Origin of the sequence: Nocardia salmonicida NBRC 13393, from assembly GCF_001613085.1 — a bacterium.
GTDB classification, from domain to species: domain Bacteria; phylum Actinomycetota; class Actinomycetes; order Mycobacteriales; family Mycobacteriaceae; genus Nocardia; species Nocardia salmonicida.
Window position 1 is genome coordinate 45,568 of sequence record NZ_BDBR01000049.1, and the last position, 19,483, is coordinate 65,050.

The 19,483-nt window shown below is 68.0% G+C and carries 23 protein-coding genes; 12 read left to right on the plus strand and 11 right to left on the minus strand.

Features of this window, described 5'->3' with window-relative positions:
* Window positions 1-28: 28 nt before the first annotated feature.
* Both NS1_RS33450 and NS1_RS33455 read left to right on the plus strand, forming a co-directional pair.
* Window positions 29-1,153 (plus strand): PPE domain-containing protein, encoded by a 1,125-nt coding sequence (locus NS1_RS33450; protein ID WP_062991006.1) that lies wholly within the window; start codon window positions 29-31, stop codon window positions 1,151-1,153.
* Window positions 1,150-1,986, plus strand: a complete 837-nt coding sequence (locus tag NS1_RS33455) for an ESX secretion-associated protein EspG (protein WP_062991008.1) — start codon at window positions 1,150-1,152, stop codon at window positions 1,984-1,986. The genes NS1_RS33450 and NS1_RS33455 overlap by 4 nt, the downstream gene beginning before the upstream one ends.
* A gap of 79 nt (window positions 1,987-2,065) precedes the next feature.
* Here NS1_RS33455 and NS1_RS33460 read toward each other — a convergent pair whose 3' ends face one another.
* From NS1_RS33460 to NS1_RS33470, 3 genes are all read right to left on the minus strand, one after another.
* Complete coding sequence (locus NS1_RS33460; protein ID WP_062991010.1) at window positions 2,066-2,734, minus strand: histidine phosphatase family protein; 669 nt, start codon at window positions 2,732-2,734, stop codon at window positions 2,066-2,068.
* Complete coding sequence (gene pheA / locus NS1_RS33465) at window positions 2,731-3,645, minus strand: prephenate dehydratase (protein ID WP_062991012.1); 915 nt, start codon at window positions 3,643-3,645, stop codon at window positions 2,731-2,733. Before pheA ends, NS1_RS33460 begins: the two co-directional genes overlap by 4 nt.
* Window positions 3,646-3,734: 89 nt before the next feature.
* Window positions 3,735-4,157, minus strand: a complete 423-nt coding sequence (locus tag NS1_RS33470) for a hypothetical protein (protein WP_062991014.1) — start codon at window positions 4,155-4,157, stop codon at window positions 3,735-3,737.
* 101 nt (window positions 4,158-4,258) lie between these two features.
* Here NS1_RS33470 and NS1_RS33475 point away from each other — a divergent pair, with 101 nt between their 5' ends.
* The 5 genes from NS1_RS33475 (at window position 4,259) to NS1_RS33495 (ending at window position 8,613) form a co-directional block, all read left to right on the plus strand.
* The gene (locus NS1_RS33475) at window positions 4,259-5,020 is read left to right on the plus strand and encodes a DUF2470 domain-containing protein (protein ID WP_062991016.1); all 762 of its coding nucleotides are present in this window, start codon (window positions 4,259-4,261) and stop codon (window positions 5,018-5,020) included.
* A gap of 85 nt (window positions 5,021-5,105) precedes the next feature.
* The gene (locus NS1_RS33480; RefSeq protein ID WP_062991018.1) at window positions 5,106-5,882 is read left to right on the plus strand and encodes a CPBP family intramembrane glutamic endopeptidase; all 777 of its coding nucleotides are present in this window, start codon (window positions 5,106-5,108) and stop codon (window positions 5,880-5,882) included.
* Between the two features lie 146 nt (window positions 5,883-6,028).
* The gene (locus NS1_RS41235) at window positions 6,029-7,441 is read left to right on the plus strand and encodes an LCP family protein (protein ID WP_174562706.1); all 1,413 of its coding nucleotides are present in this window, start codon (window positions 6,029-6,031) and stop codon (window positions 7,439-7,441) included.
* Window positions 7,442-7,450: 9 nt separating this feature from the next.
* Complete coding sequence (locus tag NS1_RS33490; RefSeq protein ID WP_056822458.1) at window positions 7,451-7,981, plus strand: ferritin; 531 nt, start codon at window positions 7,451-7,453, stop codon at window positions 7,979-7,981.
* 83 nt (window positions 7,982-8,064) lie between these two features.
* Window positions 8,065-8,613: a ferritin gene (locus NS1_RS33495; RefSeq protein WP_062991020.1), complete on the plus strand. Its 549-nt coding sequence runs from the start codon at window positions 8,065-8,067 to the stop codon at window positions 8,611-8,613.
* Window positions 8,614-8,852: 239 nt separating this feature from the next.
* On the opposite strand, the gene NS1_RS33500 is transcribed toward NS1_RS33495, so the two are convergent.
* The 4 genes from NS1_RS33500 to NS1_RS33515 all read right to left on the minus strand — a co-directional run bounded on the left by NS1_RS33500 (window position 8,853) and on the right by NS1_RS33515 (window position 12,058).
* The gene (locus NS1_RS33500) at window positions 8,853-9,773 is read right to left on the minus strand and encodes a DUF5926 family protein (RefSeq protein ID WP_062991022.1); all 921 of its coding nucleotides are present in this window, start codon (window positions 9,771-9,773) and stop codon (window positions 8,853-8,855) included.
* A gap of 76 nt (window positions 9,774-9,849) precedes the next feature.
* Window positions 9,850-10,617: a glycerophosphodiester phosphodiesterase gene (locus NS1_RS33505; RefSeq protein ID WP_062991024.1), complete on the minus strand. Its 768-nt coding sequence runs from the start codon at window positions 10,615-10,617 to the stop codon at window positions 9,850-9,852.
* On the minus strand, window positions 10,614-11,678 hold the full coding sequence (locus NS1_RS33510) for a DUF4328 domain-containing protein (RefSeq protein ID WP_062991026.1): 1,065 nt from the start codon (window positions 11,676-11,678) through the stop codon (window positions 10,614-10,616). The genes NS1_RS33505 and NS1_RS33510 overlap by 4 nt, the downstream gene beginning before the upstream one ends.
* 20 nt (window positions 11,679-11,698) lie before the next feature.
* Window positions 11,699-12,058, minus strand: a complete 360-nt coding sequence (locus NS1_RS33515) for a rhodanese-like domain-containing protein (protein WP_082843813.1) — start codon at window positions 12,056-12,058, stop codon at window positions 11,699-11,701.
* 336 nt (window positions 12,059-12,394) lie between these two features.
* On the opposite strand from NS1_RS33515, the gene NS1_RS33520 reads away from it, so the two are divergent.
* From NS1_RS33520 to NS1_RS33535, 4 genes are all read left to right on the plus strand, one after another.
* Window positions 12,395-13,006 carry a hypothetical protein gene (locus tag NS1_RS33520; protein WP_062991028.1) on the plus strand — a complete coding sequence of 204 codons (612 nt, stop codon included), beginning with the start codon at window positions 12,395-12,397 and terminating at the stop codon, window positions 13,004-13,006.
* A 157-nt stretch (window positions 13,007-13,163) separates the two neighbouring features.
* On the plus strand, window positions 13,164-13,787 hold the full coding sequence (locus NS1_RS33525; protein ID WP_056822473.1) for a superoxide dismutase: 624 nt from the start codon (window positions 13,164-13,166) through the stop codon (window positions 13,785-13,787).
* A 273-nt stretch (window positions 13,788-14,060) separates the two neighbouring features.
* Window positions 14,061-14,588 (plus strand): hypothetical protein, encoded by a 528-nt coding sequence (locus NS1_RS33530; RefSeq protein ID WP_056822475.1) that lies wholly within the window; start codon window positions 14,061-14,063, stop codon window positions 14,586-14,588.
* A gap of 359 nt (window positions 14,589-14,947) precedes the next feature.
* Window positions 14,948-15,649, plus strand: a complete 702-nt coding sequence (locus NS1_RS33535; RefSeq protein ID WP_062991030.1) for a TMEM165/GDT1 family protein — start codon at window positions 14,948-14,950, stop codon at window positions 15,647-15,649.
* Between the two features lies 1 nt (window position 15,650).
* Here NS1_RS33535 and NS1_RS33540 read toward each other — a convergent pair whose 3' ends face one another.
* Both NS1_RS33540 and NS1_RS33545 read right to left on the minus strand, forming a co-directional pair.
* Window positions 15,651-16,292, minus strand: a complete 642-nt coding sequence (locus NS1_RS33540) for a TetR/AcrR family transcriptional regulator (protein WP_056822480.1) — start codon at window positions 16,290-16,292, stop codon at window positions 15,651-15,653.
* Window positions 16,289-17,167: an SDR family NAD(P)-dependent oxidoreductase gene (locus NS1_RS33545; protein WP_056822483.1), complete on the minus strand. Its 879-nt coding sequence runs from the start codon at window positions 17,165-17,167 to the stop codon at window positions 16,289-16,291. The genes NS1_RS33540 and NS1_RS33545 overlap by 4 nt, the downstream gene beginning before the upstream one ends.
* Before the next feature lie 252 nt (window positions 17,168-17,419).
* Here NS1_RS33545 and NS1_RS33550 point away from each other — a divergent pair, with 252 nt between their 5' ends.
* Window positions 17,420-18,187: an SDR family NAD(P)-dependent oxidoreductase gene (locus NS1_RS33550; protein WP_056822485.1), complete on the plus strand. Its 768-nt coding sequence runs from the start codon at window positions 17,420-17,422 to the stop codon at window positions 18,185-18,187.
* Between the two features lie 72 nt (window positions 18,188-18,259).
* Here NS1_RS33550 and NS1_RS33555 read toward each other — a convergent pair whose 3' ends face one another.
* Entirely contained in the window at window positions 18,260-18,613 is a 354-nt protein-coding gene (locus NS1_RS33555; RefSeq protein ID WP_255284790.1) for a MerR family transcriptional regulator, read from the minus strand.
* Between the two features lie 407 nt (window positions 18,614-19,020).
* Window positions 19,021-19,470: a GNAT family N-acetyltransferase gene (locus NS1_RS33560; protein ID WP_056822489.1), complete on the minus strand. Its 450-nt coding sequence runs from the start codon at window positions 19,468-19,470 to the stop codon at window positions 19,021-19,023.
* Window positions 19,471-19,483: the final 13 nt, after the last annotated feature.

A 19,483-nucleotide genomic window follows, 5' to 3' on the forward strand; every position in this document is an offset into this window, starting at 1 on the left:
CGATCATTTACTCAGGGGAGAAACAAGCATGACCGCAGGGATCACCGGGGTGTTCTGGCTGCCTCGTATGGCCGAAGTGAACTCGACAACCCTCAATACGGGCGCACACGCGATCCCGATCAGCGCCGCGGCCACCTCGTGGGGCGGGCTGGCCGCCGCGTGGGGCGACGCCGCCTTCACGATCACGCGCGTGATCGCGGAGGTCGGTGTCGGCCTCCAGGGCGTCAACGGTATCGCCGTGCTCGCCCGGCTGGCCCCGTTCGCGGGCTGGGCCAGCCAGCAGGGCATCGCGGCCGCGGCGATCAGCGCCAAGTGCGCGGCCAACGCCACCGCCTACACCGTCGCGTCGATCGCGATGCCGAGCCTGCCCGAGATCATCGCCACCAACGGCGCGGTGGCCGCCTCGGCCAACCCGCCCGGTGTCGTCTCCGGCGCCTTCGAGGTCGCCGAGGTCGCGCGCAACGCCATGGACATCCGCGCCGCGTTGGTGATGGAGACCTACGAGGCCGCCACCTCGGCCACCGTCGCCGTGCCCAGCGAGTTCACCATGCCGCCCGCCATCGCGAGCGGTGCGGGCTCCGCCGGTGAGGGCGACTTCGGTGGTGGCGATCCGCTGCAGACCGCGGTCGCCGCCGCGCAGGCCTTCGTTTCCAACCCCGGTGTGGTCAGCGCGGCCACCCAGGCGGCCAACACCGCGGGCGGCGTGCTCACCAGCGGCGTCAGCACGGCCGGCAACATCGGCGCTTCCGCGATCTCGGCGGCCACGGCCACCGCGCCCGCGAGCGCCGCCGTCGCTCCTGCCATGGCGGGTGTCGCTGCCGCCGGTGCCGCGGTCGGTGGGGGCATGGCCACCACGTCGGCCGGTCTCGGTGGCGTCAGCGCGGGCTCGCTGAAGCTGCCGGAGGGCTGGGGTGCGCCCGCCGCGAGCGCGTCCGCTAGCGCGCCGGTGTCGGAATCGATCGTCAACCGGGTCGAGAGCGCACCCGTGCGCAACACCGGCAGCGGCGGCAACCCGCTGATGGGCAACCGGCAGAAGGGCGAGGAGGACGACGAGCACGATGGCGTCGACTACGTGCGCTCCGACGAGTTCACCGATGGTCGCTACGCGGCCGAAGGTGTGATCGGCGCCGACCTCACCGGATCGGCCAAGTGACGGTTCTCGGCACGGGCAGCGGAGGTTCGCTGCTCGGCGCCGTCGTGCTCTCGCTCGACGACATGCAGTTCCTCCTGGAGAAACTGGAGTTCGACGAGATGCCCGTGGTGCTCGACGCCATGGGCCGCTATGACAACGTCACCGCGCACGACGCCGCCATGAACGTGGCACAGTCCGCCCTGGCCGAACGCGAGCTGCTGTTCGGCCAGGTGGTGGCACCCGAGCTCGCCGAACGGCTACGGGTGCTCTACCGGCCGCAGTGGATCATCGCGCTGCGGTGGGTGGTGGCGGGCCAGGTCAACCGATTCTGCCTGGCGCAGGGCGACGACCGTGCGGTCGTCGCCCTGCGCGGGCCGGAGTCCTACGTCATCGACGACGCCGGCCTCGATCTGCCCGGCGCGGTGCTGCAGGCGCTCGGACCGGTCGAAGCGCTCGAGCTGTACGGAATGAACGCTCCCACCGAACAATTGGCGCCGATCTTCGGCGACACCGGAGACGCGGCCGCCACCACGCGGCGCCTGCTCGCGGTGGGCAATCCGACCACCGATGCCCAGGTACTGGCTTCGGCGCTGGTGGAGATCCACTCCTACGCCGAGATCGTCGGCGTGGCCTACGGTGACGGCACCCGCGACATCCAGGACAACCACATCGCCGTCTTCAACACGCGCGCAGGCAGATTCATCATCACCGCCAGCGTCGCCGACGACGGCGTGAAGTGGTCGTCCATCGCCAGCGGCACCAACGCCCGCCTACGCACCGCGGTAGCCGACCTCATCGAGTCCCTCCCGGTCCGCACCGAATTCCCTACCGCGGCAGCCAGTAACCCGGCGTAAGCCCACCCCACCCCACCCACACCATTCCCACCAAACGCCCCCACAACTCAGCCGTAAACCGTAGGCGCAGCCGGAGCGTTCAACCCATGGGGTCGTCGGCTGACGGGTCGGCTTGAATGGTGAACGGTGGGGTGAACTTACCCCACCGCAGGCATTCCCAGCCGCCGTCTTCGGTGGGGAGTAGTTCGATGGTCTCGGTGTTGTCGAGGTGGTTGTTCGTCGTGAACGGCGGCGCCACCCCGGCCAGCGCCTTACCGATCAGGCGCATGGCGGCACCGTGGTTCACCACCACCACGTCACCGTCGGCGTCGTCGGTCAGGAACTCCGCGCGCAGGCCCTCGAGGACGGGCAGGATGCGGGCCAGCACTTCGTGGCCGGATTCGCCACCGGGGGCTCTGGCGTCGAGTTCGCCGAGGTGCCAGCCGCGATAGATCTGCTGGAAGATTTCGTGCGCTTCCCGGTCGGAGCGGCCGTGCAACTCGCCCACCTGCACCTCGTACAGGCCGTCGAGGACGTATGCCGGTGTGCCGGTGGCCTCTTCGATGTGGCTTGCGGTCTGGCGGGCACGTAACGCGTCCGACGACACCAGCACCTGGGGCGCTCGCTCGAGTCCGGCGCCGAACGCTTTCGCTTGCGCCACACCACGTTCGGTCAGCGGCAGGCCAGGAACGGCGGTGTCGAGAATCTTCGCGACATTGCCCTCGGTCTCGCCGTGGCGCACCAGAATCAGTTTCGCGCGGGTAGTCATAGGTCCGCGACCCCCTTTCGCAATTGCGTCAACCATTCTGCGGCCGGTTCGTCCGACGGCGGCGGTGTGCCGACTGCCGCTGTCGCAGGCCAAGATCCGAGGAAGCGGACCTGGGCGGTGCGGTGCAGGGCTTTCAGTGTTTCCGCTACCGCCGGGTCATCGATATGTCCGACACAGTCGAGATAGAACCGGTAGGTGCCCATGCCGGTGCGGGTCGGGCGCGATTCGATGCGGGTGAGATCTACTCCACGCGTGGCGAATTCGGCGAACGCGCGCATCAGCGAACCGGGCTCGTTGGGCAGTTCGAGCACCACGGAGGTCCGGTCGGCTCCGGTGGCTCCCGGTGCGAGGCCCGGGTGAGTGACCAGGACGAAGCGGGTGATGGCCTGGTCGTGATCGGCCACGCCGCTCGCCAGGGTTACCAGGCCGAGTCGTTCACCCGCCAGTGCGGTCGAAATCGCGGCGTCGGCGGTTCCGGCCGCCACGTCTTCGGCGGCAGCCGCGTTGGATGCCGAGGTGAACGGGCGCGCATCGGGCATGTTCCGCGCCACCCATTCCCTGACCTGCGCCGCCGCCACTGGATAGGCGGCCAGGGTGCGCACGTCGGCCAGCGCGGTTCCGGGGCGCGCCAAGATCGTGAAGGTCACCTCGAGCTCGGTCTCCGCCATGATCTGCAAACGCGGTCCGATGGCCAGGGAATCAAGGGTCGCCGGGATCGAGCCCTCCACCGAACTCTCGATCGGCACCACCGCGCCGTCGACCTGTCCGGCCCGGATCAGGTCGAGCGCTGCCCCTTGGCTGGGCGCGGCGACTCGCTCGACCGGCCCGTCGAAGGCCCCCGAGTTCTCGAACTTCGCCAGAGCCATCTCGGTGAAGGTCCCGGACGGTCCGAAATACGCAATACGCGGCACACTGCAACTTTAGCGGCTGGCGCCGACTGGTTTTCGGACTCGAAGGTCGGGCATATGGTGCGGCAGCTAACGCGTGGCGGACGGCGGGGTCAGTTGTCCAGTACGCGCAGCGCGTCGGTGATCGCCTGTTCGTCAGGGGTCTCGATGGCCAGCAGGACGGTGCGGGTGGCCTCGATCGCGGCGGGCTTCAGTGACTTCAGGAAGGCGAGGTCGGGGGTGGTGAGGGCGGTGGGGATGTCTTCGCCGCAGAGCGCCGCGACGGTGCCGGCGACCACGGCGAGGGCGCGGGGGCCGCTGATGGTGCGGGCGGTGAAGCCGTGGTCGGCGTGGGCGATGCCGGCCAGGAAGGCGGTGAGGTCGGGGTCGGGGATGTCGACGTCGACCGGGGCGGGGGAACTGCCGTCGGGGCGGACCAGGTCGGCCGCGAGGCTGCGACGGGCGGGGGCCGACAGGCTCAGCAGGACGGGGGCGGCGGGGGCGGAATGGTCGTCGCCGTGGTCGTCGTGCGTCATCCGTCCACCGTATCGGCTCGATTCATCGGGGTGTCCTCTTGCGTGGCGGGCGTTTGTAACTTAGCTTAGGTTTACCTAATCAAACGTTCGCGGAGGTTGTCATGTCGAGCCCCACCACGATCCTCGCGCCGACCACCGCCGAGCGGGTGCGAAGTGCGTGCGCTCACGCCGAGACAGCGGTGCTCGCGCTCCCCGGGATCGACCCGGTCCCCACCACGCTGCACCACCTGCGCCGGTGCGGCGACGCGGTGATCGCGGTGCCAGGGTCCTCACTCGCGGCCGCGCTGGCCGCCACGGCCAACGAGACCTCCGCGGTCCTCGAACTCACCGATCACGCGCCCCTGCCGCTGCGTGAGCCGGTCAGGGCGCTGGTGTGGTTGCGCGGCTGGGTGCGACAGGTGCCAGAGCAGGCGCAGCGCGCGCTCGCCGTCGAAATCGCCAAGGACTTCCCGCATCCGGGCCTGCTCGACGTCGGCCACGGCGTCACACTGCTGCGGATCGTGGTGAACTCGGCGGTACTGGCCGACACCGCGGGCGCGGAATCCGTCGACCACGCCGACCTGCGCGCCGCCACCGCCGACCCGTTCTGCGAGCTGGAAAGCGCCTGGCTGCAACACATGTCCGAGGATCACGCCGACGTGGTGGCCCAGCTGGCCCGCCACCTGCCGACCCGGCTGCGTGGCGGCCTCGTGCACCCCCTCGCCATCGACCGCTACGGCCTGACCCTGCGAGTCGAGAGCAACGACGGCGACCACGACGTCCGGCTGCCCTTCCCCACCCCCGCCGACGACATCGAATCGCTGAGCCGCGCGGTCCGCGTCCTGGCCGGCTGCCCGTTCCTGAACGGCCTGCGCCGCATCTGAACTCACCCGCGAGCTGCGTCTCACTTCGTGTCGCGGCGCCCGCCGCGAGCCGATTCCGCCGCGTTCGCTGCTTACACTGCGCGGCATGCGCGTCGATCCTCCGGATACCCAGCTGAGCGAGCGGGACAGGTTCGGGCTGCGAGTCGAGATCACGATCGTTCTGCTCGTGACCTTCGGGTTGAGTGGGATCAGTGCCGCTCTTTCCCTGCTGGATTCGGCGCTGTCGCCGGGTGGGGTCGGTGGGCGGACCGTGGCGTTGAACGCGTCGCGGTCGAACAATTCGTTCCTCGATCTGCTGTTCCAGCTCGTCGGGGTGACCCGGCTGATGGCGTGGGCGGCGTTGGCGCTGTACCTGTTGTGGCGCAGCGGGATCGGGCCACGGATGATCGGGTTGGCCCGGATCCGGCGTGGCGACATCGTGGCAGGTCTCGTGCTCGCCGCGGTGATCGGGCTGCCGGGGCTCGCGCTGTATCTGGTCGCGCACACGATGGGGGTGAGCGTCACCATCGTGCCGAGTTCGCTGTCGGAACACTGGTGGCGGCTACCGGTCCTGATCTTGTCGGCCTGTGCGAATTCCGTCGCCGAGGAAGTGGTGGTGGTGGGCTATCTGATCACCCGGCTGCGCAGGCTCGGCTGGACGGAGAACTCGTCGCTGGCCGCGTCGGCGCTGCTGCGCGGCAGCTATCACCTGTATCAGGGGATCGGCGGCGGGCTGGGCAATATCGTGATGGGCCTGATCTTCGGCCGATACTGGCAGCGGACCAACCGCCTGTGGCCCTTGATCCTGGCCCACGCGACGATCGACGCTGTCGCCTATCTCGGCTACAACGTGCTGCGCGGGCGGGTCGGCTGGCTGCCATGATCACTGATGTGAACGGCGTGTCGCGGCGAGTTTCACCACATCACCGCGTTTCGCGCTAACAGTGGCCCTCGCGCGGGGTATCCCAGTAGTAACCGAGCGCGCGGAAACCGACTCGCGCTCCCCACGATCAGTAGAGTTTGACGGTGATGAACGGCGACGATCCCCGCGAGGACCCCCGTAGGCGCCGGGTGCCGCCGACGTCCGGCCGCCCCGGCGGTCCCGCGGTGCCCCCACAAGGTCGTCCCCTGCCGCCGCAGGGTCGCGCGATGCCCCCGGATCCGCGCTACGCCCGCCCGCCCGGCGACGACCGGCGCCCGCAGCCCGAGGACGGTCCGACGGTTCGCTACAACCCGGCGCCTCGACGCGGCGCGTCACACATCGAACCCACCCAGGTGATGCACCGCGGCAACTCCGGTGACCAGCCGCTGGCCTATTCGCAGCTGCCCTACGAGCGCGAGAAGCCGCGTCAGCCACCACCACCGCCGCCGCGACCGCCTCGTGAGCAGGTCAGACACGCACCGACCCAGCGGCCGGTGCCCCACCACGACGCCCTCCCGCCCCGGCGTACTCCCCCGCCGGTCACCGGCGGCAGGCAGCCGCAGCCGCCCAGACGCAGGCGCAAGCGTCATCCGTTCCGGTGGCTGATGGTGATCGTCGTGCTGTTGATCGCCGGCCTGATCGCCGCGGTCGTGCACCTGGACAACTCACTTGCCCGCATCACCGCGCTGCCCTCCTACAGCGACCGTGTGGGCAATACCCCCGGCACCAACTGGCTGCTGGTCGGCTCCGACGGCCGTGGTGACCTCTCCACCGAGCAGGAGCAGGAACTCGCGACCGGCGGCGACACCGGACCCGAACGCACCGACACGATCATGATGGTGCACATCGCGTCCTCCGGCCCGACCACCATGGTCAGCCTCCCGCGCGACTCCTACGTGAACATCCCCGGCCACGGCAAGGACAAGCTGAACGCGTCGTTCGCGATCGGCGGCGCGTCGCTGCTGGTCCAAACGGTGGAGGAAGCGACGGGCGTGCGGATCGACCACTACGCGCAGATCGGCTTCGGCGGTTTCGCCAGTGTCGTCGACGCGTTGGGTGGGCTCGAGATGTGCCTGGACGAACCGATCGTCGACCCGCTGGCCGGGCTCGACCTGCCCGCGGGCTGCCAGGAACTGTCGGGCCCGCAAGCACTCGGTTTCGTTCGCACCAGGGCCACCCCGAACGCCGATGTCGACCGGATGAACCATCAGCGCATGTTCATGGCGGCGCTGTTGAAGAAGGCCACGAGCATGGGCACTCTCGCGAATCCGTTCTCGTTGTGGCCCATGGCAACCGGGGTCGCCGGTTCACTGAAGGTCGACGACGGCGACCACATCTGGAACCTGGCTGCACTCGGCTGGGCGATGCGCGGCGACACCGTGACCACCAGCGTTCCGATCGGCGGATTCGACGACACCGACGTGGGCAACGTGTTGCTCTGGGACAAGACCAAGGCCTCTGATTTCTTCGAGGCGCTCGCCACCGATCAGCAGATCCCAGAGGAGCTGCTGACGCGGTAACGTCGTGGTATGCCCGAGAACCTGTCGTTCACCGAACTCCTCCGTGACCAGGTCAGAGCCGGTCTGACCGCGGCGCACCAGTATCTGGCCGCCGCCGTCTATTTCGACGCGCAGGATTTACCCGAGCTGGCCGGGCAAACCTACGCGCGTTCGACGTCGAATCACGGGCACGCGATGCGCATGGTGCAGTACCTGCTCGACCGCGATGTGCCGATCGCGATCGGCGGGCTCGACGAGGTCCGCTCGGAATTCGATTCCCCGCGCGCCACGATCGCCTTTCTGCTCGACCGCGAACGGGTCACCACCGCGCAGGTCAGCGCTCTCGCCGCGGCCGCGCGCGACAACAACGATTTCCTGGGCGAACAATTCATGCAGTGGTTCCTGGGCGCGCAGGTCGACGATGTCGCCGCGATGACCACGCTGTTGACCGTGCTCGACCGGCAGGACAACCTGTTCGATGTCGAGGAATTCATCCGCCGTGAACTGCGCGGGACGGTGCGAATCGATACCACCGCACCCCGAATGGCAGGCGCGACTTAGGAAATACTTGGTTAGGGAATACTGCCCTCAATAAGGCTGCACTTGGATGACAACCCCTGATGACCAGCATTAATGTGGCGGCCATGTCGATTCATCCGGAAGCCCCGCGAAGCAAGTTCCACACTCTGCTCCAAGATCAAATCCGGCATGAGTTCAATGCCGAGCACCAGTACATCGCGATCGCTGTGTGGTTCGACAACCACGACCTGCCGCAGCTGGCCAAGCGCTTCTACGCCCAGTCCGTGGAAGAACGAAATCACGCGATGATGATCGTGCAGTACTTCGTGGACCGCGACATCTCCGTAGAGATCTCGGGCATCGACGCGGCGAAGTCGAAGTTCGAGTCCGCCCGTGAGCCGATCGAACTGGCGTTGACCCAGGAGAAGACGGTCACCGATCAGATCGTGCAGCTGGCGAGCACCGCCCGTGAAGAGGGCGACTACCTCGGCGAGCAGTTCATGCAGTGGTTCCTGAAGGAACAGGTCGAAGAAGTGGCGCACATGACCACGCTGCTCAACATCGCCGATCGCGCCGGGTCGAACCTGTTCGACCTGGAGGAGTTCATGTGGCGTGAGCTGAGCACCCCGAAGGATACCGCCGGGGCACCGTCGGTCGCGGGCGGCAGCGTCTAGCTCTGACGCACAGGATTCGGCTCGCGGGCAGCGAGCCGAATCCTTTGTGCGCGTTTACCAGCCGGAGCCGGAGCCACCCGAGCCGGTGTTGGCCAGCACGGTGCCGATCAAGATCTGCGCGAGTCCAGCGATAGATCCGAGAAATTCCACGATGCCTCTTACTTTCCTCATCACCGATTGTCCGGTTCAGTCGTGAACCTAGCGGACCGAATCTGTGAAAGAGGCATGTTTCATTAAGTTCAGCGCAGGGTGACCTGACGCGAACGCAGACCATCGCGCGAACGACGTTCTTCGCTGGTCATGGGCGCGTCGGACGCCAGCGCTTCGGCCAGGCGAGCACCGAATCCCCGCGCCGGAGCTTCCCATTCGGCCGGGTGCCGCTCGGGATCGAGGTCGAACACCGGCACCAGCAGGCCGTGTGTACGGAACGAACCGGCGAAGCGCGAACCCTCGCCGAGGTGCAGGCCACCGGTGGCGTGCACGCGAGCCAGGGCCAGCATCAGCGCGTCTTCGTCCTCGGGACGCACCCAGCGCACATGCGCCTTCTCGCCCGCGTCGACCCACCAGGCCGCGCCGACGGAATCCGGGCCGAGGTCGAGGCGCGCCGACGGCATGATGGCCTGCTTGGCCTGCTCGATAGTCGCCGCTACCTGCGGATCCGGGGTGACGCCCTCGGGCACCCACCAGTCGAAGTCCTGGTGCACGGTGAGCTCGAGGTCGGCACCGGGATCGATGACATCGGCAAGGCGCGGACCACCGTCGACGGCGTCGGCGGAGTTCAGCGACTCGCCGGGCTCGGCCGACTGGGTCCACAGGATCGCCGCCGCGATATCGGCCGACGGGTCTTCGCCCCGGAACTGCATCTGCGTGCCGACGAAGCCGACCGGCTCGTCACCGGCGCGCACCAGCGCGGCCACCGCGCCGGGCAGCACCGTCGCCAGGGTGACCTCACGCTGCGCGGCCACACCGGGCGCGAGCTTCAAGGTCGCGGTCGCCGACGGCACGAACTCCCGCAGCGCCACCAGATCACATTCGGCGGCAAGACCCTCGAACGGCCGTGTCACGGCCGCGGATGCCTGCTCCTGCGCCGCACGCCGCTGCGCGAGACGCTGAGCCCGATTACTGTCGGGCTTCGGACTGTTCCGCTTGCTTTTACCCACGCGTGGAGTTTATGGCCGAGCGGCGAGTTCGCTTACCGCGCCCCCTGCCCACGCCCGCCGTGTCCGGTGCGGGCGATCAGACTCCGGCCAGTAGCGCCTTCGTGCGGCCCGGGTGGTTGGTCGCGACCCAGCTGACGCCGAGGTCGGCGCACAACGTCACGTCTTCGGGCTCGTCCACGGTCCAGCAGTAGGTGGCCCGGCCCGCCGCGGCGGCCTTGTCGACGAGTTCGGGATGCTCGCGCAGCGTCTTCACCGAAGGGCCGACCGCGGTCGCGCCGACCGTGGTGGCCGCGCCCCCGCCGAGGAACCGCGACGATTCGCCGAGCAGCACCGTCGGCAACAGCGGTGCGGCACGGCGGATCCGCCAGACCGCGGTCGCCGCGAACGACATCACCACCGCGCGGGAGTGATCGGCCGACGCGGGCGTGGCGATGCCGAAACGCTGGAGTTCGGCGAGCACCTTGTTCTCCACCAGGGCGCCGTAGCGCACCGGGTGCTTGGTCTCGATGAACAGTTTCGTCGGACGGGTGCGCCAGTCGAGGACGAGGCCGATCAGATCGCTCAGCGCGAGCACGCCCTGCGGCTCTTCGTCGGTGCCGAAGTTCATGTCGCGCAACTCGTCCAGCGTCAGTTCACTGACCAGGCCGGTGGCATCGGCGGTGCGGTCGACGGTGCGGTCGTGCACGCAGACCAGGTGGCCGTCGCGGGTGAGCCGGACGTCGCATTCGACACCGTCGGCGCCCTCCTGCAGCGCTAGTTCGTACGCGGCGAGGGTGTGCTCGGGTCGTGCCGCCGACGCACCACGATGCGCCACCACGAAGGGTGGGCGATTGCTCTGGCTCACTTGGCCACGACCTCCTCCTGCGTATTCTCGCCTGTCCGGACGGAATCCGCGCGTTCGGCCTCATCGTGCCCGACGTCATCGCGCGCCGCGTCATCGCGCGCCGCGACAGCGCCCGGCTCGACCGGCGCGATGACGACCTCGGCGGGATCGGCCGCCATCACCCAACGGTGCGCCGACCTGACCTCCCCACGCAGGTCACGGCCCTCCAATGTGCGCACCATCCACAACGTCAGGACCGCGAACCCGGCCGCGCACAGGTCGGTGAAACCGGTGAAGGAGACACCGTCGGCCTCGGCCTGCAGGGTCGACGCGTCGCGCCACAGCGTCGCCGCGATCAACAGCAGCCCGCTGAATGCCCAAGCGGCCCACCAGATCCGCACCGCCCGCCACGAACGCGGATCGGGGTCGGAGCCGAGCAGTTCGGTGAGAAACACGCCAGGCCAGATCAGATTGACCCCCGGCACCAGGCATCCCGCGATCAGCGACCACCGTTTGCGCGGGTCACGCTTGCCGTAGGCGGTGAACACGATCGTGCGCGCTTCGATCAGCCAGGCGACCAGCGACACGGCCGTCACCAGCGCGCAGAGGGGCGCGATGACGCCGAACACCAGCACCGTCGCGTCGGAGATCGACAGCAGCCAGCTGGGGATGAGCCGGGCGCGGTTCTGCAACAGGATCAGGTAGCGGCCGTATTCGGCGAGGCCGGCGAGCAGGAACGCGAGCGCGGTCGTGACCAGCAGCCGATCGCGGTGGACGGCGAGGCCGCGCAGGGGGCGCTCGGACGGGCGGGCCGCCGACGGCGGCGGATCGAGCAGGCCCCAGCGCGGGGTCTCGGTGTAGCGCGGGGTCGGCCCGAGCGGGGCCGAGGTGGTCGCGCCCGCCTTGCGGGTGCGGTGATCGGGTCGGCGCGCGACCCAGCGGTAGTTGCGCTGGGTGGCCGGTGCGTCGACCCTGCCGGGCGAGAGCAGCACCCCTCGGCAGCGCGGGCACCAGTGCATCGGCGCGCCCTGCACGGCCCACCGCGCACCACAGCGTGCACATGGTTGCACCACCGAACTCACCCGCGCACCCCGCTTCCGGACTAGTAGATCTTGGCTTCGTGGTCGCCGTCGGCGACCACCGGGCGGCTGGTCTGCTGCCAGGCCACCATGCCCCCCGCGACATTGACCGCTTCGTACCCGATATGGGCGAGATACCGGACGACCTCGATGGACCGGCCACCCTGTCTGCACACGACGTAGAGCTCGGCGTCGATATCGAGCTCGTCGAGGCGGGCAGGCACGTCGGCCATCGGGATGTGGACCGCGCCCGGCGCGTGGCCGAGGTTCCATTCGTCGGGTTCGCGCACGTCGAGCAGCTGCGCGCCCGGCGCCGGGTCCGCGTCATCGAACGCGGCGGGTACCGCACCCACCGGCACCGTGGGGACATCGGAGCTCGTCACGCCTCGATCCTGCCATGCCGCACGGATCGCCGGGCGAGGCTGTGCGAGGACGGTGCGATCCGCGAGCCCCAGCTATCGATCAGCACACATCCAACGGGAACCGGCTGCCGACGACGCCGACAGCCGGATGAAACCAGCCGGGAACAACCGATCCGGGACTCCCCTCCATGTCATCCCGGAGCGGTCGTTCGCCGCTGACGTCGGGATTCGTGGACTGTGTCTTGTCCCGACATCTACTTGGACGCAAGCGGGACCGATTCGGTTCCATAAAAACGAGAACACTAGAGAAAATCTTAAATCCTGGGATCTGGGCGGCCGGATCGGTAGCCTGGGCGCATGAACGTGAGCAGGGGGCTACTCGACAGTTTCGACATCAACGGCTTGAATACCGCTTTGTCCGAATCCACGTGTCTAGGGGTAGAAGTGGATACCGCGGCGGGCAGGCTGCAACTCGCTCTGGAGGTGCTGACGCTACCCACGGATGGACCCGCGCCGATCGACACGAAAGTCTTGCTCACCTTCACCGGAGTCACCCGCGTCGCGGCCTCCCTTCGCATCCAGCGCTGGGACGATGTCGACGCCCGTGTGCTTCCCCTGACCCTCGATCAGCTCGACGAGGCCATCGAGAGCTTCGGCGGCGGCGGGCTGCACGGGTGGGAGTTCATCGACCTCGACGACAGCGGGTGGACGCTGTGGAGTGAGTTGCTCAGCTTCGACACCGTGCTCGATCAGCGCATCGCCGCGCATGTCATCGAGTTCTCCCAGGAGGAGGGCATCGACCCGCGCGAGCTCGACGTCCGCGTGTGGTTCGACAAGATCTCGGTCACCGACACCGCGGGCCGCGAGATTCCGATGAACGAGTTCATCGACGGCGGCCGGCGCTGGTGGGACGCGCACGCCACCGGCGACGCCAGGACGACGAAGGCCGACATCGCGCCGCCGCTGTAATTTTGGAGCGCTGGCGCGCTCGAGCGGGGACCGCTGGTAGAGACATACGGGGAATCGGGGGCACGGTTCGCGGGTTGCACGGGGCGGGTGTACGAATGATGGTTGGTGTTGTCGTCCGAACTGGGCGCACACAGCCCGACACACGGAAAGGGACATCGTGGCCGTCTACACGCTGCCGGAACTGGATTACGACTTCGGCGCACTGGAGCCTCACATCTCCGGTGAGATCAACGAGATCCACTACACCAAGCACCACGCTGCCTACGTCGCAGGCGCCAACAAGGCGCTCGAGCAGCTCGAGGAAGCTCGCGAATCCGGCGACCTGGCTGCCATCCTGCTGCTGGAGAAGAACCTGGCCTTCCACCTGGGTGGCCACTACAACCACTCCGTTTGGTGGAAGAACCTTTCCCCCAACGGCGGCGACCAGCCGGAAGGCGACCTGGCCGCGGCCATCGCCGACCAGTTCGGTTCGTTCGACAAGTTCCGCGCGCAGTTCACCGCTGCCGCCAACGGCCTGCAGGGCTCCGGCTGGGCCGTCCTGGGTTACGACACCCTCGGCCAGAAGCTGCTGACCTTCCAGCTGTACGACCAGCAGGCCAACGTGCCCACCGGCATCATCCCGCTGCTGCAGGTCGACATGTGGGAGCACGCCTTCTACCTGCAGTACAAGAACGTCAAGGCCGACTACGTGACTGCGTTCTGGAACGTCGTCAACTGGGCTGACGTGCAGGACCGCTTCGCCCGGGCCGTCGGCCAGGGCAAGGGCCTCATCTTCGGCTGATCCGCCTCTCCGCGTATTTTGCCGGTCGTAGGTAGCTCCACGGGTTCTTGACCGGACTCGCGGTCGTGTGCCCCAGGCTTCTGGGCGTGCCCGGCGAGTTACCCATGTTCTTGCGAAATCAGGCGTTGCGCGAAAGACCTCCCAGTCAATGACTGGGGGGTCTTTTGCGTAGATTGCCCGTTCTGGCACTCACTGGTACTTGTGTGCCAGATGGGTTAGGGGCTATTCCTGTCATATACGGGCACAGTCGCCCCCGTTAGTCGGGAGGCCATCATGAACACACAGGGTCCGATCGGGATCACGCCGTTTCAGGCGCGCGGTCGACTACGGGGATTCGTGGTTTCGGGGCGGTGGCCGGATACCACCAAGGAATGGGCGCAGGTACTGGTGCTGGCCGTGCGGGTCGCGTCGATGCCCGGCCTGCTGGTGACCACCACGGTATTCGGAGTCCGCGAGGAGCTACCCGACGATCCGGAACCCGGCACGGTGGGGCTGGTGATGGCGGAGGGCCCGGTGCTCGGCGACGAGGCGATCGAACCCGGCCGGTTCGCCGCGCACGTGCCGCCCGCGTTGCTGATGCTGCATCCGCCCTCGGAGACCCGTCCGTCGCTGCCCGAATGCGCGGGCGCGGCCTCGGGCTGCGTGCTGCTGCCCGGCGTGCCGCATCTCGGTTTGGAGCATCGCGCGGCGTGGGCGGAGGCCGAACTCGACGGCACGATCACCTCACTGGTGAGCCGGGTCGGCATGGATCTGATCAGCGATCCCGACACCGCCGTGCTCGCAATGCTGCTGGCATCCTGAGTCTTTCGGCCGTGACGGTCGGGCGAATGCCTGGCAACGGGTCTGCGTTGTACTGAAATCAGGGAAACCGAACTATCGCCGCCGCACACCCAAACTTATTGTGCCCATTGAGATTTGGATTACCAGCGCTTGGCATACCGGGAGCAATCGGGCTAGAGTGATGAACAGCGAAGGGGAGTAGCCCGCAATCGCCCAGTCGACATACTGATCGCCGCCGAATTCGGCGCGGTCCGGCTGCGTGAACCGGTGACCACCGGTGGGCGAGACCTTCGGCCACGAACCGATCCGTCGACCGGTGTGGCTGAAGGCGCACCCGTCTTTCAGCCACAGGCCGGAGTATTTTCCTGGGAGCTGACTTCATGATCGCCACGATCCTGCTGAGCTTCGGCGTGCTCTTCCTCGCCGAACTCGGCGACAAATCGCAACTCATGGCGCTCACCTTCTCGCTGCGCTACCGCTGGTGGGTGGTGCTGGCGGGCATCAGCGTCGCCAGCGTGGCCGTGAACCTCATCGCCGCGGGCGTCGGCCATTTCCTCGGCACCGCGCTCCCCGCTGACGCCATCGCCGTCATCACCGCGCTCACCTTGCTCGCGGTCGGCCTCTGGACGCTGCGCGATGCGCTCACCGGCGACGACGACTCCGACGAAGCCCCCGCGCCGTCGAGCACCCGCAATGCCTTTCTCGTGGTGATCTCCGCCTTCACCCTCGCCGAACTCGGCGACCGCACCATGTTCGCCGCCGCCGCCCTCGCCTCCAACAACAACTGGCTGGCCGTCTGGATCGGCTCGGTCGCAGGCATGGTCGCCGCGGGCGCGCTGGCGATCCTGGTCGGCAAGATCGCGGGCAAGCACCTGCCCGAGCGCGGCATCGCCATCGCATCGGGCCTGCTGTTCCTGTTCTTCGCCGCGAAGACCGCGCTCGACGCGTTCGTGCCCGGTCTCGGCGGTTGGGCGTCGGCCGGGCTGGCACTGCTCGCCCCCGCACTGGCCGGTCTCGGCGTCGGGGTATGGCGCGCCGCGCGGCGGACGGCGTCCGACCCGACGCAGATGGCGGCGCGCTGACTCAGTGGGCGAAGGCGTTGCCGTAGAGCGTGCCGGAGCGTTCGGCCAACGCGATCAGCTGGTCTTTGATGCCGCGCAGGCTTTCCGGGTCGTCGGCGGCGATCCGGCCGGTGACCATCGCGCCGATGGCGGCGGCCAGGGTCGCGCAGGCGAACTGCTGGTCTTCGGATTCGGCGCCGAGCATGGTGGCCACCACCTCGACGAAACGATGCTGCAAGTCCATCCGCGCCTCGATGGCCGACGGGCCGACCGCGTAGACCTCCACCAGGAACAGACGGGCCGAGGCCGGGTCGTCGATCATGTGGTCGAAGTAGGTGGTGAGGATGCGGTCCATCCTGGTGAGCGCGTCGGTGTCGACGCAGTCGGCGATCACCGCCTGGAGCTTCGCGGCCAGGGAGTTCGACACCCGATCGAAGGCCGCGTTGAAGCAGTCCTCTTTCGAGCGGAACAGCTCGTAGAACGTTTCCCGTGAAACCCCGGCCCGCTTGAGTACGGCCGCGACCGGCGTGCCCACATAGCCGCCCACGGTCATCGCCTCGCCCATCGCCACGAGAATGCGCTCACGCTGAGAGGCGACGACTTCTTCGCGCGAGAGGTGGTGGCGTCCACGCGGAAGTTGTTGCCGCAGTGTCGAATCGTTCATGATTGCCGTTCCATTCTGCGGGGTCGGGCTGGCTGTTCGGTGGTGAAGGGGACCTCTTCGGTGCGGGCGATGTCGATGGCGCGGGCCAGGCGATCGCCTTGCACCCGCTGCACGACCAGTTGGGCCAGCAGCCGAAACGGCCGGACCAACGCTACCCACCAGGGCGAGACAACGGTCTTCCTTCGTCGCGCGATGGCTCGTTCCATCGCTTCCACCGCGGGGCCGACCGGCGAGCTGCCGGTCAGGCTGGTCTCCCCCAGCACGGTGTGCGCGGCGACTGTCCCGAATCCGCGCACCGTCATATCGGTGTCGATCCCGGCGAAATAGCTCACCCCCACCTTCGCCCCGGTGGACCGCAATTCCGCGCGCAGCGTGGCGCCGAGCGAGGCCACCGCCGCTGCCGAGGCGCTGTAGGCCCCGCCGAGCGGCAACTGCACGGCGGTGGAGATCGACGACATCAACAGCACATACCCGCCCGGATGCGAAAGATGCGCCCCCGCCGCCGACACCGTGTAGGCGACCCCGAGCACATTCACCGCGAGGGTCTCCTCGAGCACCGACGGATCCCCGCCGATCATCGCCATCTGCTTGGCGACCCCCGCGTTGGCCACCAGCACATCGAGCCCGCCGAGTTCGGCGACCAACGCCTCGACCACCCGCTCGACCTGCCCCCGATCGGCCACATCGCAATACCGCCACGGCACACCACCGCATTCGGCGGCCACTTCGGCCAGCAGTTCCGGTTCGAGCCCGAGCAGAGCCACATGGGCGCCGTGAGCGGCCAATCTTCGAGCCAGCGCGGCGCCGATCCCGCGTGCGGCTCCGGTGATCAGGACCTTGCGTCCGGCCACGGAAGGACCGGCGAACGATCTCATGACGGCACGCTACCACTGGTAAACACCGGTGTTCACGACGATTTCCCCACCGCCCGATATGGGTGTTCCAGACCACACCCGTCACGCGCTAAGGTGCCCTTATTGGCAACCGGCACAATAAGCCGTAGGCCATAGAGTTCCAGGCGCACCCCTCCTCGTAGGGGGTGCGACGAAGGAGCGCGTTCTCGGCGCGCGGAGTCAAGCGCCGAGAACAGCGGCACCAGCCGCAAATAAACACAGAGAGGACCATCAGTGGAGATTTCGGGTTCCGCCGCCATTGTCACCGGAGGCGCGTCCGGCCTCGGTGCCGCCACCGCCAAGCGTCTCGCCGACGCGGGCGCCACCGTCTTCGGCCTGGATGTCCCCCAGTCCATCGAGCGCGCGGGCGACAACGTCCCCGCGGGCGTCACCCTGATCGCGGCCGACGTGACCAGCGGTGACGAGGTCGCCGCCGCGATCGCCCAGATCACCGAGGGCCCGGCGCCGCTGCGCATCGTGGTCAACTGCGCCGGCGTCGGCTGGGCGGGTCGCATCCTGTCCAAGAACGGCCCGCACGACCTGGAGCTGTTCCGCACCGTCATCACCGTGAACCTGCTCGGCACGTTCAATGTAATGCGCCTGGCCGCCGACGCCATCGCCAAGACCGAACCGGTCGACGAGTACGGCCAGCGCGGCGTGGTCATCAACACCGCCTCGGTCGCGGCCTTCGAAGGCCAGGTCGGCCAGATCGCGTACTCCGCCTCCAAGGGCGGCGTCCACGGCATGACCGTCCCCGCCGCTCGCGACCTCGCCCAGTTCGGCATCCGGGTCAACACCATCGCCCCCGGCATCATCGACACCCCGATGCTCGCCGGCGTCACCCCCGAGTACCGCGCGGGCCTCGAAGCCGGCGTCCCGTTCCCCTCGCGCCTGGGCCGCCCGGACGAGTACGCCCAGCTCGTCGAGTACATCGCGAGCCACGACTACCTCAACGGCGAGACCATCCGCATGGATGGCGCGCTGCGCATGGCACCGCGCTAGAAATCTGCTGTTCGGCGGCGCCTGGCCTGTACTGGCCAGGCGCCGTTCGTTTTTCGGGTGAGTGTGCCCCGGTCAATTGTCGGCGCGGTCGTCGAGTTCGCGCTGGAGGTCGGTGTTGATCCGCTGTGCCTCGGCGAGCTGATCCTCGAGGATCACGATCCGGCACGACGACTCGAGCGCGTTGCCCGCATCGACGAGTTCGCGCACGCGCGCGGCGATGCGCAGTTGGTAGCGCGAGTAGCGGCGGTGCCCGCCCGCCGAGCGCTGCGGGGTCAGTAGCCGCGCGGCGTCGAGGCCGCGCAGGAACGCCTGGGTGACGCCGAGTATCTCCGCGGCGCGTCCCATGCTGTAGGCGGGGTAGGTGTCGTCATCGAGCTTGTCCGCCGCGCTGGGACCGTCGGCGGGATTGATGTTCGGGTGCTGCACGAGGCCTCTCGGGTTCAACGCCGGAAGGCCCCGGCGCTGGGCGCCGGGGCCGTGATTTACGACTGGGGGAATGTTCTGAGACACCGCATCCGACAACTCCCGGGATGCGGGACATGTAAATGGCTTATCAGTGGCCACCACCTCCTGAATCGTCGGTTCTACCTGCGGTTTTCACTTACTACATCACTTGCCTTGCTTCTTCGCCCACTCCGGCGGTCCGGCCTGCTGCACCGGATTCTCTTCTCCGCCGGAAGGGACGGTCGAACTTGTCGTTCCGGGCAGTTCACCTGCCCGGCCATCTGATTTCTTAACAGGAACGAGAGCGACTATATACCCCTGAGACCGAGAATGTCTACACCCGACACGACAGATTTACTCCACTCGCGTGATGACCGGACGACCAGCGGTTATACGGGGCGGGTGAAGGTGACCAGGGCGCGGCCAGGGCCGTTGTAGTCGGGGACGGGACCCGCGACGGTGAAGCCGAGGCTGCGGTGGAAGTCGATGCTGGTGTAGTTGGCGGGCGACGTTATCGCGGTGACGATGGTGCGATTGTCGGAGCGAGCGATGGTGAAGAAGGCTTCGTAGAGGGTTCGGCCCAGGCCGGCCTTGCGGGCGTCGGGACGGACCGCGACGAAGTGGATGTAGGCCGTGTAAGGGTCGGACGGCGAGCCGAAACCCACCAGGAAGCCGGAGATTCCGTTGTCGTCGGAGGCGATGAGACTGGTGCGGTGGAAGTGGTCGAGGAACATGCGGGGCAGATTGTGGACCGCTGCTCTGCCCCACCAGTTATCGACTACGCCGATGACGGTGTCGTAGTCGTCGGGTCTCGCCCGTCGGATCTCGTGCCCCACCATCACTCCATGGTGC